This window comes from Caballeronia sp. ATUFL_F2_KS9A, from assembly GCF_023630765.1.
GTDB classification, from domain to species: Bacteria; Pseudomonadota; Gammaproteobacteria; order Burkholderiales; family Burkholderiaceae; genus Caballeronia; species Caballeronia zhejiangensis.
In genome coordinates this window covers 187,590-203,059 of sequence record NZ_JALQEK010000002.1, presented here as the reverse complement: position 1 = coordinate 203,059, position 15,470 = coordinate 187,590, and the positions used below count along the sequence as shown (strand labels likewise).

The window sequence follows — 15,470 nt, the reverse complement described above, 5'->3', positions numbered from 1 at the left end:
ATCGCCGGGCGGCTTGTACAATGATTCGACCAGGCGCGCACGCGTTGGTGCGCTAAAAGCGCACGCGCGAGACGCCGGCGCCGTTCAATCCAAACATGAAGATCTTGCCATGTCTACCACGACCGCATCCGCTGTGATTCGCCGCCAGGACTACACGCCGCCCGCGTTCCTGATCGATTCCGTCGCGCTCGAATTCGACCTCGTGCCATCGCGCACGGTCGTGAAGAACACGATGAAGCTGCGGCGCAACCCCGACGCCCAAGGCGACGCATCGCGCCTCGAACTGATGGGCGAGCAGCTCGAATTCGTGAGCGCGGCGATCGACGGCGTCGCGCACGCGGATGTCCGCGTCAATGAAAACGGACTGTCCATCGGCAGTATTCCCGCGGATGCTTTCGAGCTTAGCATCGAGAGCATCTGCAATCCGGCCGAGAACACGACGCTCTCCGGACTTTACGTCTCCAGTGGCAACTTCTTCACGCAGTGCGAAGCCGAGGGCTTTCGGCGCATCACCTACTTCCTCGATCGCCCGGATGTGATGGCTACCTACACCGTCACGCTGCGCGCCGACAAGACTGCGTGTCCGGTGCTGCTGTCGAACGGCAATCTGATCGAGGAAGGCGATCTGCCCGATGGCCGCCACTTCGCCAAATGGGAAGATCCGTTCAAGAAGCCGAGTTATCTGTTCGCGCTCGTCGCGGGCAAGCTCGTGTGCATCGAGGAACGCATCGAATCGGGCTCGGGCAAGGAAAAGCTGCTGCAAGTCTGGGTCGAGCCGCACGATCTCGACAAGACCCGTCACGCGATGGATTCGCTCATCAACTCGATCCGCTGGGACGAGAAGCGCTTCGGCCTCGAGCTCGATCTGGACCGCTTCATGATCGTCGCGGTGAGCGACTTCAACATGGGCGCAATGGAGAACAAGGGCCTCAACATCTTCAATACGAAGTATGTGCTCGCAAACCCGGAAACCGCGACGGACACCGACTTCTCCAACATCGAGGCCGTGGTCGGCCACGAGTACTTCCATAACTGGACCGGCAATCGCGTAACCTGCCGCGACTGGTTCCAGTTGAGCCTGAAGGAAGGCCTGACCGTGTTTCGCGATCAGGAATTTTCCGCCGATATGGCCGCCGGCGACGTCGAGGGCGCGGCGAGCGCCGCCGCGCGCGCGACCAAGCGCATCGAGGACGTGCGCGTGCTGCGTCAAATGCAGTTCGCCGAGGACGCCGGCCCGATGGCGCATCCGGTGCGCCCGGAAAGCTACGTCGAGATCAACAACTTCTACACGATGACCGTCTACGAAAAAGGCTCGGAAGTCGTGCGGATGTATCAGACGCTTTTCGGTCGCGACGGCTTCCGCCGCGGCATGGACCTGTATTTCAAGCGGTTCGACGGCCAGGCCGTGACCTGCGACGACTTCCGCCAGGCGCTCGCCGACGCGAATCATTGCGATCTCGCGCAATTCGAGCGCTGGTACAGCCAGGCGGGCACGCCGCGCGTGTCGGTGCGCGCAAATTACGACGCCGCGACGAAGCGCTACACGCTGACGCTCACGCAGGGTTACGGCGACGGGTCGGAAGCTGCGCGCGAAACGCAGAAGGGGCCGCTGCTGATTCCGTTCTCGGTCGGCCTGATCGGCCAGAACGGCGCGGACTTGCCGCTGCGCCTCGAAGGCGAGAAGGAACCGAACGGCACGACGCGCGTGCTCGAATTCACGGAGCGCGAGCAGTCGTTCACTTTCGTCGACGTGAACGAGGCGCCGCTGCCGTCGCTGCTGCGCAATTTCTCCGCGCCGGTGATCGTCGAATACGACTATACGAACGATGAACTCGCGTTCCTGCTCGCGCACGACAGCGATCCGTTCAACCGCTGGGAAGCCGGCCAGCGGCTCGCCACGCGCGAGTTGCTGGCGCTCGCCGAGCGCGCGGCCAAGGGCGAGGCGCTCGCCATCGACGATCAGGTGATCGCCGCGTTCGCCCGCGTGCTCGACGACACCACGCTCACGCCCGCCTTCCGCGAGCTCGCGCTGATGCTGCCGTCGGAGAGCTATCTGGCCGAGCAGATGACCGTGTCCGATCCCGCCGCCGTCCACGCTGCGCGCGTGTTCATGAGCCGCCGTCTCGCGTCGCAAATGCGCGACAAATGGCTCGCGACGTACGAAGCGAACCGCACGCCGGGCGAATATCGTCCGACGCCGGAAGACGCGGGCAAGCGCGGCCTGAAGAACCTCGCGCTCGCCTATCTCAGCCAGCTCGACGATCCGCGCGACGCCGTCAAGCTCGCGCAGGCGCAGTACGACGCCGCCAACAACATGACCGACCGCTCGGCGGCGCTTTCCGCGCTGCTGCTTGCGAGCGCGACCAAGGGCGCGGATGCGACCGTCGCGGACGCGGCGCTCGCGGACTTCTATCGCCGCTTCGAGAACGAGGCGCTCGTCATCGACAAGTGGTTCGCGCTTCAGGCGACGCAGCGCGGCGGTCCGGATCGCAAGGTGATCGAGATCGTGCGCAAGCTGATGCAGCATCCGGCGTTCAACATCAAGAATCCGAATCGCGCGCGCTCGCTGATCTTCAGCTTCTGCAGCGGCAATCCCGCGCAATTCCACGCCGCCGACGGCTCCGGCTACGCGTTCTGGGCCGAACAGGTGATCGCGCTCGACGCGCTCAATCCGCAGGTCGCGGCGCGGCTCGCACGCGGGCTCGAACTGTGGCGCCGCTTCACGCCGCAGTTGCGCGAGAAGATGCACGCGGCGTTGAGCGACGTCGCCGCGAAGGCGAAATCGCGCGACGTTCGCGAGGTCGTCGAAAAGGCGCTCGCTGCTTAAGCGCTGTTTCGTCGGGAGTTTTTGGTGTTTAGCGGCCGCCGCGCGAGAACCTCGCGCGGCGGCCGTTCTCGCTTATGGCGGATGCAGGCGGTCGCTGTCACATGGAGCGGCCGGGTCGAGCGGTTAGAATCGTGAATATTCGTCTAACGCTCACGGAGCCTAAGCATGTCCTCCATTTCCAGCCGCACCACGCTCTCGAAGTATCTGATCGAGCAGCAGCGTGAACATCAGAACCTGCCTGCCGACTTGCGTCTGTTGATCGAAGTCGTCGCGCGTGCCTGCAAGCAGATCAGCTATCACGTCAGCAAGGGCGCCCTAGGCGAGGCGCTCGGCTCGGCAGGCAGCGAGAACGTCCAGGGCGAAGTGCAGAAGAAGCTCGACGTGCTTTCGAACGAAATTCTGCTCGAAGCCAACGAATGGGGCGGCAATCTGGCCGCGATGGCATCGGAAGAAATGGAAAAGATCTTCCCGATTCCGAATCGCTACCCGAAGGGCAACTATCTGCTGACGTTCGATCCGCTCGACGGCTCATCGAACATCGACGTGAACGTGTCGATCGGCACGATCTTTTCGGTGCTGCGTTGCCCGGACGGCGCCGATCCGAGCGAAGCGGCGTTCATGCAGCCGGGTTCGCAGCAGGTCGCGGCGGGCTATGCGGTGTACGGTCCGCAAACCGTCCTCGTGTTGACGACCGGCCACGGCGTGAACTGCTTCACGCTCGATCGCGAGCTCGGCTCTTGGGTGCTCACGCAGCGCGACATGAAAATCCCCGTCGAGACCCGCGAATACGCGATCAACGCGTCGAACAGCCGTCACTGGTATGAGCCGGTGCAGCGCTACATCGGCGAGCTGAACGACGGCAAGGACGGCCCGCGCAAGGAAGACTTCAACATGCGCTGGATCGCATCGATGGTCGCGGACGTGCATCGCATTCTGAATCGCGGCGGCATCTTCATGTATCCGGCCGACAAGCGCGATCCGTCGAAGCCCGGCAAGCTGCGTCTGATGTACGAGGCTAACCCGATGTCGTTCATCGTCGAGCAGGCGGGCGGCGCCGCGACCAACGGCGAACAGCGCATCCTCGATATCGTTCCGACGAGCCTGCATCAGCGCGTCGCCGTGTTCCTCGGCTCGAAGAGCGAGGTCGATCGCGTGACGCGCTACCACGTCGAAAAGAAAAATTGATCTAAGGTATTGCCAAAGCCAGAAAGGCTCTGCATAATCTCACTTCTTCGTTGCTGACGAACTAAACGAACGCAAAAAACGAAGAAAAAATTCGGAGCCGGAATAGCTCAGACGGTAGAGCAGCGCATTCGTAATGCGAAGGTCGGGGGTTCGATTCCTCTTTCCGGCACCACAAGAATTCAGGCAGTTCTAAAAACCCGCGATCACGCATGTGTCGCGGGTTTTTGCTTTTTGCTCCGCGTTTCTCGAAACCCCCGCAATCTTTCGCACTTTCGCAACGATCGCCATCGCGACACACAGGTTTGCGATTCGAACCGAAAATCGGCTTCAGCGATTTCACATTCGGCAGCACCCGCGCGCCTGATTCGTCTTATATGTGCGCTTTCGTACAACAACGAGCCATTTTCCGCTGCGCACCATGAAGCGTCAACGCTGGTTTCCCGGTATCGTTATATCCATAGAGGAAAAGCTACAGTTTAAGTACGCGCTGATGCCTTTCGGGGTACAGCCCAAGCTGGATGCGGCTCGCGGGGCGGCAGTCGCTAGGCGATAAAACGTAGTTTTTGCAGCAACGAATACAGCGGCCGGCAATCGATTACCGAAGCGATTCCGGTCCCGACACGAACGATCATGCGTTCTTGATGAAACGCGCCGATTCGGCTCAAGCAGAAGCGGTGGCGATCCGATAACGCATCTATGGAAGGAACCGTAATCGGCAATTCGGCTGCATGCGGCGGCGCAATAGCCGCATCGACCGTGTTAGCGCAATTGTTGTAGTCATTCAGGAGAGAAATCATGGACGCAAAACCGACGAAAATCCCGACGCCCGACAAGGTGCTTTGTCCGGATCCGGAACCGGTTGGCGTCGAGTTTCTCGCGACGGAGCTGCCCGAGCATGTGCGCGCGTTCTTCGACGAACAGCGCGACTCGGCGCAGTCGAAGTAGGCGGACCCGCTGGATCACGCCGTCGTCGTGAGAACGACGCCCGCCGCGCGCGGCGCACTCGGACCATCCGGTCCGCACATGGCTCACGCCAGGACGCGTCGCGCCTCTCGTTCATGACCGCATCGGGGCCGGTCGTGCGCTACGGCTTGCCTCGTGAAATCCCCTCCGCCAGTTGGCTGCCGTCGTTCCCGTTTGACCGCGGTGCGCTATTCTGGCGCTTTTGCCCGGATACCGATGCGCCGCCGATCGCCCCCTTCTCTCCTCGCCTCCGCCGCGTTCGCCTGTGCGCTTGCGTTCGCCGCGCCCTCTTCCGTGCATGCAGACGGCGACGACACTCCGTTCACCAACCTCATCGCCCTCGTCTCCCAACGGCTCGCACTCGCGGAGCCGGTCGCGCGCTGGAAGTGGGCGCATCACGAGCCGATCACCGATGCGCCGCGCGAAGAAGCGTTGCTCAAGCACGTCGAGGAAAAGGCCGGCGCCGCGCAGGTCGATCCCGAATTCGCGCGTCAGTTCTTTCGCGATCAGATCGAAGCCAGCAAGGATGTGCAGAACGCGCTCTTCGCGAACTGGCGCGCGCTGAAAGCTGCGCCGGAAGAAGCGCCGCCCGATCTCGCCAAGGACACGCGTCCGAAGCTCGATCGGCTGACGCAGTCGCTCGTCTCGGCGCTCGCGCATGTCGAGCCGATCCGCCATGCCGAAGACTGCCCCGTGCGGCTCGCGGAAAGCGTCGCGCGATGGAAGCATCTGACGCGCTACAACTCGTCGATGAACGCGCCTCTCATGCGCGCGCTGTCGCACGTCTGCGCGTCGGGCGGCGTGGGCGCGGTCGGGTGACGGCGCGTCAGATGGCGGACGCGAGCGTTGCGGCGACAAGCGGTGTCGCGACGAGACCGCGCGCGAGACGCTCGCTCAGAATTCGATAAGTGGACAGCTCGAACGCGGGAGAATCCGCGCTTGCGCGCAGCGCGCCGGCTTCCTCGAGCGTGCCGGCCGTGCCGAGATAGCGCCAGTTGTCGATGACATGCCACGCGCGTTGCCCCGATGCCGCATCGCACTCTTCGATCGCGATAGCACCCGCATACGGCCAAGGCGCGCCGCGAACGTCGCCGGAACGCGACTTCGGCGCGCGGTTGTGCGCTGGACGCGCGCTCGCGATCCATTGCGCCTCGGCCAGCAATGCCCCGATTTCGCCGCCCGTCGCCTTCCATTCGAGACGACGCACCAGCGCGGCGAGACGCAGATCCTTCGCCGAGCGCCGCGGGCCGACGAGATGCGAACGCACACGCTGACGCAAGCGCACGCTGCGGCCAGCGTAGAGCGGCGCGTCGTCGTCGCCATAAAACATGTAGACGCCGCAGCCCGAAACGATCTGCTCGATCGTGTCCTCGTCGATGTGCGCGGCGAGCTGGAACCGGCGCGTCACGCGTTCGAGATGCGTGCGCATCACATCCGGCGCATGCGCGCGATGCAGGTGCTGCCAGAATTGCCACAGCAAATCGGCATCGGCGAGCGCACGATGCCGCGCCGCCGGCACGAGCGCGTGGCGCGCGACGAGCGCATCGAGACCGTGACGGCTTTCCGCCGGATAAACGGCGCGGGAAAGCTGTACCGTGCACAGCACGTCGGGCGCGAAGCGAAGGTCCACGCGCCGGAATTCGTCCTTCAGAAAGCTGTGGTCGAAGTGTGCGTTGTGCGCGATGAAAAGGCGGCCCTTCATGCGGTCGAGCAAGCCGGACGCCAGCTGCTCGAACGTCGGAGCCTCGCGCACCATTGCATCGGTGATGCCCGTCAACTGTTGCACGAACGAAGGAATCGGCCGCTGCGGATTGACGAGCGATGTCCACTGCGACACGCCCGCCGGCCCGACTTCGACAACGCCGATCTCGGTGATTCGGTCCACGCCGAATGTGCCGCCGGTCGTTTCGAGATCGACGAAGACGATGGGTTCGGAGGGATAAGCGTAGCTTGCGGACGGATCGGGATGCATCGTGAACGGCGAGAGACGGCGGGATGCGCCTTGGATGGAGCGAATGCTGGATTGCCCATTCTAACGCAGCCGGAAGCGGCGGACTTTTACCGGAACAGTCGGTGGGCGGGACGAGTCGGCTTTTTTGGCTAGTTTTTGCTTCAGTTAAAACCACACCATTTTGATAGTTTCCCATTAAGCCGATGCTGAATTTAACGCATCGCAATGGCGGATAACCCTTAAAAGCATTTCCGGATTATCAAGGATACGAGTTTGCGGCCGTCGCGGCTCGCTGAGCCGCAGGAAGGCGAACCTTGCGAGGCTTGGGCGAGGGCCGTTGCGCCGCGCTCGCCCGTGGCTGCCGCCCGCCAGCGTCCATTTAGGGCGCTGACCGTTTTCTCGCTTAGTTAATCGGTCCGCATTAAATGAAAATAGCGCAAGCACGGTTTATCGGCGAAAAAGAACAGCGACGCAACGCGGCTTCTCCTATACCGAACGATATTAAGACTTTAGTGCCTCCGGGCTGCACAGAGCATTATATTAATCGTCAGCGCCTTTCGTCTTGCCCGATTCTCCGACATTAACCGGCCTGCAAACTAAGTCGCAACTTAAATGTAATGAAACAAATCGGCGATGATTCCGCTCGACCGATTCGAGCGATGATGCCAAACGCTCGTCGCGTCTTCCTTACTGCGCGCCGCGGCCGCTTAAAAGCTTCCGCGCCGCGGACGCGAACCCAAGTCCCACAAGGCTCCGGGCAAAAAAAAGCGCGACCGGGAAGTCGCGCTGACAAAGTTTGGAGATCTTTTTCCGTCAACGAAAAAGTCTGCTTCGGAAAGCAGAGACGACAGTATATCGATGCGGCCCGCATTCATTACCCGCAAAAGCAGCAAACTTCTGTTTCAAATATCTCAACAATCGAATTTCCAGAAGTTTCCCGTTGTTTTCTTGCGGCAATCGTGTCGCGCATGCGCAACGTCATTTGGTTGACACCGCATGTCTTACGACTTTATTCGCGGATAAACCCTTGTATATAAACAAAAATACGCGTTCCATCGATCATTGCCGCATCCACAATGATTTATTGTGGAAATTGGAACGCCTTGCGCTGTAACACCGTCTTTACACTTCGTCTGGTCCGGAAACAAATGTGTCGGTGACGCCGATCCATTGCTCCTCCGCCCGCGCCTCTCGCAGCGCGCCGGAGCGAGGTTTCCTCAAAGCCTGGGTCCCCGGCCCTATCTGCTCTCGGAGTTACAAAGATGAAAAAGACTCTCATGGTCGCCGCCCTGTCGGGCGTTTTTGCTACCGCCGCCCATGCGCAAAGCAGCGTCACGCTGTACGGCCTGATCGATGCGGGCATCACCTACACGAACAACCAGCAAGGCCACAGCAACTGGAAGGCGACGAGCGGTTCGGTCAACGGCAGCCGTTGGGGCCTGCGTGGTTCGGAAGACCTCGGTGGCGGCCTGAAGGCGATCTTCACGTTGGAAAACGGCTTCAACATCATGAACGGCACGAACGGCCAGGGCGGTCGTGAGTTCGGCCGTCAGGCGTTCGTCGGTCTGTCGAGCAACCAGTTCGGCTCGATCACGCTCGGCCGTCAATATGACTCCGTGGTCGACTTCCTCGGGCCTCTGGCTCTGACGGGCACGCAATACGGCGGCACGCAGTTCGCTCACCCGTTCGACAACGACAACCTCGACAACACGTTCCGCGTCAACAACTCGGTCAAGTACACGAGCGCGAACTACGCTGGCTTCAAGATGGGCGCGATGTACGGCTTCTCGAACGAAGCCGGCGGTTTCGCGGATAACCGTGCGTACAGCGTCGGCGCGTCGTACAACTACGGCCCGTTGAACGTTGCTGCAGCGTACATGCAACTGAACAACGTCGGCTCGCCGACGAACAACACGGCCGGTGCGGTCACGACCGACAACACGCCTTTCGTCGCTTCGCGTCAGCGCATCTTCGGCGGCGGCATCAACTACGCGTTCGGCCCGGCAACCGTCGGCTTCGTGTTCACGCAGACGATGCTCGACAACGCGACGCAGCTGACGAACGTCGGCTCGCAAGGCGCTGGCAACATCGCGCTGAACGGCGACAGCATGCGCTTCACGAACTACGAAGTGAACGGCCGCTACAACCTGACGCCGGCTCTGTCGATCGCAGGTGCGTACACGTACACGGATAGCCGTATCGAAGGCGAAAAGCCGAAGTTCCACCAGTTCAGCCTGCAAACGGCGTATGCGCTGTCGAAGCGCACCGACGTGTACCTGCAAGGCGAATACCAGCACATGACCGACCAGGACGGCCTGCCGGTCGGCGCGGTGATCAACGGCGTTGGTATGTCGTCGAACGGCAACCAGGTTTCGGCGACGGTCGGCATGCGTCACCGCTTCTAAGCTTCACAAGCAGTCCCGCTGTAGAAAAGCCGCTCTTCGGAGCGGCTTTTTTTTCGTCGTTGCGCGTCGCTTCAGCGTGGATATCGGACGTCCAGGATGTCGATCTGCTGAATGCCTGCAGGCGTGTGCAACGGCACCGTATCGCCGATCTTCGCCTTTAGCAGCGCGCGCGCGACCGGCGAGATCCAGCTCACGTAGCCGCGATCCAGATCGACTTCGTCGACGCCGACGATCGTCACCGTCTTCACGTCGCCGTCGTCGCCCGCGTAGTCCACCGTCGCGCCGAAGAACACCTGATCGACATTCTCCTGCTTGCTGCTGTCCACCACTTCCGCGAGATCCAGGCGCTTGCCCAGGAAGCGGATGCGCCGGTCGATCTCGCGCAGCCGCCGCTTGCCGTAGATGTAGTCGCCGTTCTCCGAGCGATCGCCGTTCGAAGCGGCCCACGAAACGAGCCTGACGACTTCCGGGCGCTCCGTATCGAGAAGCTGCAGCAACTCGTCACGCAGCCGCTGATGGCCTTGAGGCGTGATGTAGTTCTTCGTGCCCGCCGGGACGTCGGGCTGGCCGAGTTCGAGGTCGTCGTCGGTGTCGTCCGACTCTTTGACAAATGCCTTGTTCATGATGCCGCTCGTTGCCGATTGATGTCGAATTCCGGAATGTACTTGCTTTCGAAACATCAACTTACCACGTCGAGGCCATCTTTCGTCGGAGGCGCATCGACCGAAAATTCGAAATTCTGGGCAAAACCCCTTCCTTTTCAGAATAGGCTTGGCTATAATTCCGCTTCTGCGTGCGGCTGTAGCTCAGTTGGATAGAGTACTTGGCTACGAACCAAGGGGTCGTGGGTTCGAATCCTGCCAGCCGCGCCAACTTTTCGGATGTTCTCGCTCTAACGAGGTCATCAAGCGCTTAACCATTAGCGCGTTGAAGTAACATAGTGTTGTACCGTTTTGCGTGCGGCTGTAGCTCAGTTGGATAGAGTACTTGGCTACGAACCAAGGGGTCGTGGGTTCGAATCCTGCCAGCCGCGCCATCTTTCGAAGGGCCTTCCATACGGAAGGCCCTTTTTGTTTGTCCCGACCGTAGCGCGCAAACTACTGTCGCGGCACCGAGCCGATATCGCCGATACCCAGGTCCGGCCTCGGCACATCCTCCACCGAAGCCACCGCGCTCGACTCCCCGATCGCCTCAGCCCGCGCGCCGAGCAGCGTCTGAGAACGGCGCGGGAATTCGTCGTCGACGGCATCGCCGAAAGCATGCCGCACGAACGCCCGCAGCAAGGCGATGCGTAGCGACGCGCCGCGCCCTTCCACGGGTTTGCCGTCCTTGCCGAACGTGACGATGCAGACCACTTCCCCGCGCCCGTGATCGTGCATCTCGAGCTTGCAGGCGCGCTCCAGAACCACGGCCGCTGCGTCCCATGACGTCGATGGCAGGAAACGCCCGTCCCAGGGCTTGCCGCGATCGTTGCCGCGAATGGACAGCGTCTCGCCGCTATCGGTGAAGTGGATTTCCCGGATGAATTCGTGCAGCCCGCGCGCGACCCAATAGTCGAGCGTGGCGCCTTCGAGATCGGATGTGTTCATTACGGCGCTCTCTCCTGTTCGTCGAACGACGACAGGCATGCACGCCGCATACCCGCGCCGCGTCAGTAGTCGGCGCGCTCGCGGTCGATGCGCATGCCGCCGTCCTGATTGCGGTGATGCGGTTCGTCGCTCGGACGCTCGCGCGCGATGCGCATCACGTCCGGATTGGTGCGCACGCGGCGCATGACGTTCGCCAGATGCACGCGGTCGCTCACCTGGATCACGAAGCGCAGCAGCTTCGCTTCCTGCGACACGTCTTCGTCCATCGCGATATGCACGATGTTCGCGTCCGCCGACGTGATGTCCGCCGCGACGCGCGCGAACACGCCCTTCGTGTTCTTCACGAGCACCTTGACGGCGACGTCGAAGAGACGGCCCGGCTGCGGCGCCCACGCGACGTCGATCCAGCGACCCGGATCGCGCCGATGGATGCGCTGCGCCACGCGGCATTCGGTCGTATGGATGGCCATGCCGAGTCCGATGCCGATATAGCCCATGATGTCGTCGCCCGGAATCGGCCGGCAGCACGGTGATAACTGCACCGACATGCCTTCCGTACCCGTGATGACGACCGGCGGCGCGGTATTCGTGTTGTGATGCTCGCGATGCGGGTGATCTTCGTCATCGGCGATGCCGTTCATCAGCACCTCGATGCGCTTGGCCATGACCGCCGCCACGCGCCGGCCGAGACCGATATCGGCGAAGATTTCCTGACGCGTCTTGTTGCCGGTCCAAAGCACGAGCTTTTCCCATACTTCCGGCGTGACGTCGGATAGCGCGAGACCGTAACCCTTGAGACTCTGATCGACGAGCCGCTCGCCCAACTGGACCGACTCGTTCAGTCGCATCGTCTTCAGATAGTGACGGATGGCCGAGCGCGCCTTGCCGGTGCGCACGAAGCCGAGCCACGCGGGATTCGGCTTCGAGTACGGTGCGGTGATCACCTCGACGATGTCACCGCTCTTCAACTCCGTGCGAAGCGGCAGCAGTTCGTTGTTGATCTTCACCGCGACGCACTGGTTGCCCAGGTCGCTGTGAATCGAATACGCGAAGTCGAGCGCCGTCGCGCCGCGCGGCAGCGGCATGATCTTCGACTTCGGCGTGAACACGTAGACGGCGTCCGGGAACAGGTCGATCTTGACGTGTTCGAGGAACTCGCTCGAGTCGCCCGCCTCGCTTTGAATGTCCAGCAGCGACTTGAGCCATTGATGCGCGCGCTTCTGCACGTCGTTCAGATCGGCGCCGCCGTTCTTGTAAAGCCAATGCGCCGCGACGCCCGCCTCGGCGATCTCGTGCATCTTGCGCGTGCGGATCTGGAACTCGATCGGCGCGCCGAACGGGCCGACCAGCGTCGTGTGCAAGGATTGATAGCCGTTCACCTTCGGAATGGCGATGTAGTCCTTGAATTTGCCCGGCACGGGCTTGTAGAGCGCATGCAGCGCGCCGATGCACGTATAGCATTCGAGCGCGCCCTCGACGACGACCCGAAAGCCGTACACATCGAGCACCTGCGAGAACGACAACTGCTTGTCGCGCATCTTCTTGTAGATGCTGTAGATCGTTTTTTCGCGGCCGGTGACTTCCGCGTTGATCTTCGCATCCGCGATGGTGCGCTGCACCGCTTCGAGAATCTTGCCGACCACTTCGCGCCGGTTGCCGCGCGCTGCTTTCACCGCTTTTTCGAGCGTCGCGTAACGATTCGGATTGAAGTTCGCGAACGACAGATCCTGCAACTCGCGATACGTATTGTTCAGACCGAGCCGATGCGCGATCGGCGCATAGATATCCAGCGTCTCGCGCGCGACGCGCCTGCGCTTTTCCGGCGGCACCGCGCCGAGCGTGCGCATGTTGTGCAGCCGGTCCGCGAGCTTGACGAGAATGACGCGCACGTCGCGCGCCATCGCGAGCAGCATCTTGCGGAAGTTTTCCGCCTGCGCTTCCTCGCGATTACGGAATTCCATCTTGTCCAGCTTGGACAAGCCGTCGACCAGTTCCGCGACCTTGGCCCCGAAGCGCTCCGCGATTTCGGTCTTGGTCACGCCCTGGTCTTCGATCACGTCATGCAGCAGCGCCGCCATGATCGATTGCGCATCGAGCTTCCAGCCCGCGCAAATTTCCGCGACCGCGACCGGATGCGTGATGTACGGCTCGCCGCTCTGCCGATACTGGCCGAGGTGCGCTTCGTCGCTGAAGTGGAAAGCCGCCTTGACTTCCTTGATCTCTTCCGGAGTGATGTAGCTCGCGAGCGCGTTCGTGAGTTTCGCGATGGAAACGACGTCGTGCTTGCGCGGCTGCTCCGGCGTGGCGGTCGGCCCGAACAGATGGCGGAAGGATTGTTCGAGAACCGCGTCGATGTACTTGCGCGCCGCGTGCGGCTTTTCGGCATCGAGCATCGAGTCGGCGTCGACTTCGATATCGGGATCCACGGCGGTGGAGATGGGCAACGGTGTCTGACTCATCTTCCCCTCCGTGGTGACGTGACGCGCTGGGTTGTCGGTTGCAAAAAATGAAACCGTGTGGAACTGCGGCCCTTAGACGGGCACCTTCTTCAACATTTCGATGCCAACCTGGCCCGCGGCGATCTCGCGCAGCGCGACGACGGTCGGCTTGTCGCGGCTTTCGATCTTCGGCGTGTGGCCTTGTGCGAGCTGGCGCGCGCGATACGTTGCCGCAAGCGCGAGCTCGAAGCGATTCGGGATTTGTTTCAGGCAGTCTTCGACAGTGATGCGGGCCATGTTTGTTTCCTTCGGAATATGGGTTTTATTCTACCTTATGTGACCGATCGACCCGGCCACTGCAATGCGTCACGCTTGCGGCGTGGAGTGGATGCCGAGGTCCACGAAAAGCTGCGTGTTGCGTGCGTATTGCGACGTGAAGCGCAGGCGCGTCGCGGCGACGAGACAGCGCAGTTCGTTAAGCGCGCGATCGAAGTTCTCGTTGATGACGACATACTCCGCTTCCGATGCATGCGCCATCTCGCTGCCGGCCGCGAGCAGACGCCGCACGATCACTTTTTCGGAATCCTGGCCACGTTTCTTGAGGCGGTCTTCGAGCGCATCGAGCGACGGCGGCAGAATGAAAATCTCCACCGCATTGCGGAACTGCTTCTTCACCTGCTGCGCGCCCTGCCAGTCGATTTCCAGCAGCACGTCATGGCCCTGCTTCATCTGCTCCGCGATCCACAGCTTCGATGTCGCGTAGTAGTTGCCGTGCACTTCGGCGCTTTCGAGAAACTCGCCCTTGTCGCGCCGCTCCATGAATTCATCGACGGACACGAAGTGATACTGCACGCCATTGGTTTCCTTCGAGCGCGCCTCGCGCGTCGTGTACGAAACCGACAGCAGAATGTCCTTGTCCTCGGCGAGCAGCGCGTTCACGAGCGTGGACTTGCCCGCGCCCGAGGGCGCTACGACCATGAACAGGTTGCCCGGATAGATGCCCGTGTAATGGCTGTGCGAGCGATGCGTGGTATTCGGCATGATGTTGCGTTACTCCAGATTCTGTACTTGCTCGCGCATCTGCTCGATGAGCAGTTTCAGCGTCATCGATGCGTCGGCGAGTTCTTTCGCGGCGGCCTTCGAGCCGAGCGTGTTCGCTTCGCGGTTGAGCTCCTGCATCATGAAGTCGAGACGCTTGCCGACCTTGCCGCCCTTTTGCAGCACATGGCGCGTTTCGTTCAGATGCGCGGTGAGACGCTGCAATTCTTCCGCGATGTCGATGCGAATGCCGTACATCGTCACTTCCTGGCGGATACGCTCGGCGATTTCCTCGCGCGGCACGCTCGTCGTGACCGCGCCGCCGCCTTCGGTCGTCGCGATGCCGAGCGCGTCCTGCAGCCGCTCGACAATTTTCTGCTGATGCTTCGCGATGAGTTCCGGCACGAGCGGCGTGATGCGCGCGACGATCGTTTCCATCTCCGTCACGTTGTCGATCAGCACTTTGCCGAGCGCCGCGCCTTCGCGCGCCCGCACTTCGATGAGATCGGCGATCGCCTGCTTGCCGCACGCGAGCACGGCCTCACGCAACGTTTCCTGCGACACCGAGCTTTCCGCGAGCACGCCGGGCCAGCGCAGGATTTCGCCGGTACGCATGCGCTCGGCGTCGGGGAAGATATCGAGCACGGCGCGTTCGAGCGCGGCGAGCTGCGTGAGCGCGTCGCGATTGAGCGCGCCCGCGTTTGCCGTCTGCTCGACGCGATTCAGGTTGATGCGGATATCGACCTTGCCGCGCGAGAGCTTGGTCATCAGCATTTCGCGCAATTGCGGCTCGGTCGCGCGCACGTCTTCGGGCATGCGGAAGTTCAGGTCGAGAAAGCGCGAATTCACCGTGCGCAATTCCACCGATACACCGACGCCCGAACCGCCCGCGCCATCGGGTCCCGCGCCATCCGCGACGACTTCGCGCGTCGCGCTGGCATAGCCTGTCATGCTGTAGATCATGGTACGTCTCGCGATAGAGAGCCTTCGTTGCGAAGACCCATTCGATACGAAACGCCCGGCGCTGTCGAAAGTGCCTGTGAGTGGCCTGCGTTGGGCCGCCGGGCGAGGAAC

13 protein-coding genes and 3 tRNA genes are annotated in these 15,470 nt (G+C 61.8%); 8 read left to right on the top strand and 8 right to left on the bottom strand.

Translation table 11 applies throughout. From position 1 onward, the window contains the following. Positions 1-109: 109 nt before the first annotated feature. From pepN to NCS67_RS03195, 3 genes are all read left to right on the top strand, one after another. Entirely contained in the window at positions 110-2,827 is a 2,718-nt protein-coding gene (gene pepN, locus NCS67_RS03205; protein WP_250434161.1) for an aminopeptidase N, read from the top strand. Between the two features lie 165 nt (positions 2,828-2,992). Continuing rightward, positions 2,993-4,012 (top strand): class 1 fructose-bisphosphatase, encoded by a 1,020-nt coding sequence (locus NCS67_RS03200; protein WP_008350914.1) that lies wholly within the window; start codon positions 2,993-2,995, stop codon positions 4,010-4,012. Positions 4,013-4,108: 96 nt separating this feature from the next. Continuing rightward, positions 4,109-4,184: transfer RNA gene (locus NCS67_RS03195), tRNA-Thr, on the top strand. A gap of 370 nt (positions 4,185-4,554) precedes the next feature. On the opposite strand, the gene NCS67_RS03190 is transcribed toward NCS67_RS03195, so the two are convergent. Further along, positions 4,555-4,809 carry a hypothetical protein gene (locus NCS67_RS03190; protein ID WP_250434151.1) on the bottom strand — a complete coding sequence of 85 codons (255 nt, stop codon included), beginning with the start codon at positions 4,807-4,809 and terminating at the stop codon, positions 4,555-4,557. Here NCS67_RS03190 and NCS67_RS03185 point away from each other — a divergent pair. Together NCS67_RS03185 and NCS67_RS03180 are read left to right on the top strand one after the other, a co-directional pair. Further along, positions 4,808-4,957 (top strand): hypothetical protein, encoded by a 150-nt coding sequence (locus NCS67_RS03185; protein ID WP_008350916.1) that lies wholly within the window; start codon positions 4,808-4,810, stop codon positions 4,955-4,957. The two genes, NCS67_RS03190 and NCS67_RS03185, sit on opposite strands and share 2 nt — an antisense overlap. A 234-nt stretch (positions 4,958-5,191) precedes the next feature. After that, positions 5,192-5,794, top strand: a complete 603-nt coding sequence (locus tag NCS67_RS03180) for a chorismate mutase (RefSeq protein ID WP_008350918.1) — start codon at positions 5,192-5,194, stop codon at positions 5,792-5,794. Positions 5,795-5,801: 7 nt separating this feature from the next. On the opposite strand, the gene NCS67_RS03175 is transcribed toward NCS67_RS03180, so the two are convergent. After that, positions 5,802-6,947, bottom strand: a complete 1,146-nt coding sequence (locus NCS67_RS03175) for an exonuclease domain-containing protein (RefSeq protein WP_008350920.1) — start codon at positions 6,945-6,947, stop codon at positions 5,802-5,804. 1,241 nt (positions 6,948-8,188) lie between these two features. Between NCS67_RS03175 and NCS67_RS03170 the strand changes: the two genes are divergently transcribed. Further along, complete coding sequence (locus NCS67_RS03170; protein WP_008350922.1) at positions 8,189-9,331, top strand: porin; 1,143 nt, start codon at positions 8,189-8,191, stop codon at positions 9,329-9,331. A 71-nt stretch (positions 9,332-9,402) separates the two neighbouring features. Here NCS67_RS03170 and greB read toward each other — a convergent pair whose 3' ends face one another. Next, positions 9,403-9,954 carry a transcription elongation factor GreB gene (gene greB / locus NCS67_RS03165; RefSeq protein ID WP_008350924.1) on the bottom strand — a complete coding sequence of 184 codons (552 nt, stop codon included), beginning with the start codon at positions 9,952-9,954 and terminating at the stop codon, positions 9,403-9,405. 172 nt (positions 9,955-10,126) lie between these two features. On the opposite strand from greB, the gene NCS67_RS03160 reads away from it, so the two are divergent. Further along, a tRNA-Arg gene (locus NCS67_RS03160) sits at positions 10,127-10,203 on the top strand. An 87-nt stretch (positions 10,204-10,290) separates the two neighbouring features. After that, a tRNA-Arg gene (locus tag NCS67_RS03155) sits at positions 10,291-10,367 on the top strand. Between the two features lie 61 nt (positions 10,368-10,428). Here the strand turns inward: NCS67_RS03155 and NCS67_RS03150 are convergent. The 5 genes from NCS67_RS03150 to NCS67_RS03130 form a co-directional block, all read right to left on the bottom strand. After that, entirely contained in the window at positions 10,429-10,920 is a 492-nt protein-coding gene (locus NCS67_RS03150) for a phage protein NinX family protein (protein WP_250434149.1), read from the bottom strand. Positions 10,921-10,982: 62 nt separating this feature from the next. Further along, a complete protein-coding gene (locus NCS67_RS03145) occupies positions 10,983-13,379 on the bottom strand; it encodes a RelA/SpoT family protein (RefSeq protein ID WP_008350928.1) in 2,397 nt (798 codons plus the stop codon). A gap of 72 nt (positions 13,380-13,451) precedes the next feature. Then, complete coding sequence (rpoZ, locus tag NCS67_RS03140) at positions 13,452-13,655, bottom strand: DNA-directed RNA polymerase subunit omega (protein ID WP_006999799.1); 204 nt, start codon at positions 13,653-13,655, stop codon at positions 13,452-13,454. Between the two features lie 69 nt (positions 13,656-13,724). After that, entirely contained in the window at positions 13,725-14,399 is a 675-nt protein-coding gene (gene gmk / locus NCS67_RS03135; protein ID WP_008350937.1) for a guanylate kinase, read from the bottom strand. 9 nt (positions 14,400-14,408) lie between these two features. Beyond that, entirely contained in the window at positions 14,409-15,359 is a 951-nt protein-coding gene (locus NCS67_RS03130; RefSeq protein WP_250434147.1) for a YicC/YloC family endoribonuclease, read from the bottom strand. Positions 15,360-15,470: the final 111 nt, after the last annotated feature.

Coding starts and splice junctions, on each gene's coding strand:
- pepN (WP_250434161.1), top strand. CDS start 110: ATGTCTACCACGACCGCATCCGCTGTGATTCGCCGCCAGGACTACACG.
- NCS67_RS03200 (WP_008350914.1), top strand. CDS start 2,993: ATGTCCTCCATTTCCAGCCGCACCACGCTCTCGAAGTATCTGATCGAG.
- NCS67_RS03185 (WP_008350916.1), top strand. CDS start 4,808: ATGGACGCAAAACCGACGAAAATCCCGACGCCCGACAAGGTGCTTTGT.
- NCS67_RS03190 (WP_250434151.1), bottom strand. CDS start 4,809: ATGATTTCTCTCCTGAATGACTACAACAATTGCGCTAACACGGTCGAT.
- NCS67_RS03180 (WP_008350918.1), top strand. CDS start 5,192: ATGCGCCGCCGATCGCCCCCTTCTCTCCTCGCCTCCGCCGCGTTCGCC.
- NCS67_RS03175 (WP_008350920.1), bottom strand. CDS start 6,947: ATGCATCCCGATCCGTCCGCAAGCTACGCTTATCCCTCCGAACCCATC.
- NCS67_RS03170 (WP_008350922.1), top strand. CDS start 8,189: ATGAAAAAGACTCTCATGGTCGCCGCCCTGTCGGGCGTTTTTGCTACC.
- greB (WP_008350924.1), bottom strand. CDS start 9,954: ATGAACAAGGCATTTGTCAAAGAGTCGGACGACACCGACGACGACCTC.
- NCS67_RS03150 (WP_250434149.1), bottom strand. CDS start 10,920: ATGAACACATCCGATCTCGAAGGCGCCACGCTCGACTATTGGGTCGCG.
- NCS67_RS03145 (WP_008350928.1), bottom strand. CDS start 13,379: ATGAGTCAGACACCGTTGCCCATCTCCACCGCCGTGGATCCCGATATC.
- rpoZ (WP_006999799.1), bottom strand. CDS start 13,655: ATGGCCCGCATCACTGTCGAAGACTGCCTGAAACAAATCCCGAATCGC.
- gmk (WP_008350937.1), bottom strand. CDS start 14,399: ATGCCGAATACCACGCATCGCTCGCACAGCCATTACACGGGCATCTAT.
- NCS67_RS03130 (WP_250434147.1), bottom strand. CDS start 15,359: ATGATCTACAGCATGACAGGCTATGCCAGCGCGACGCGCGAAGTCGTC.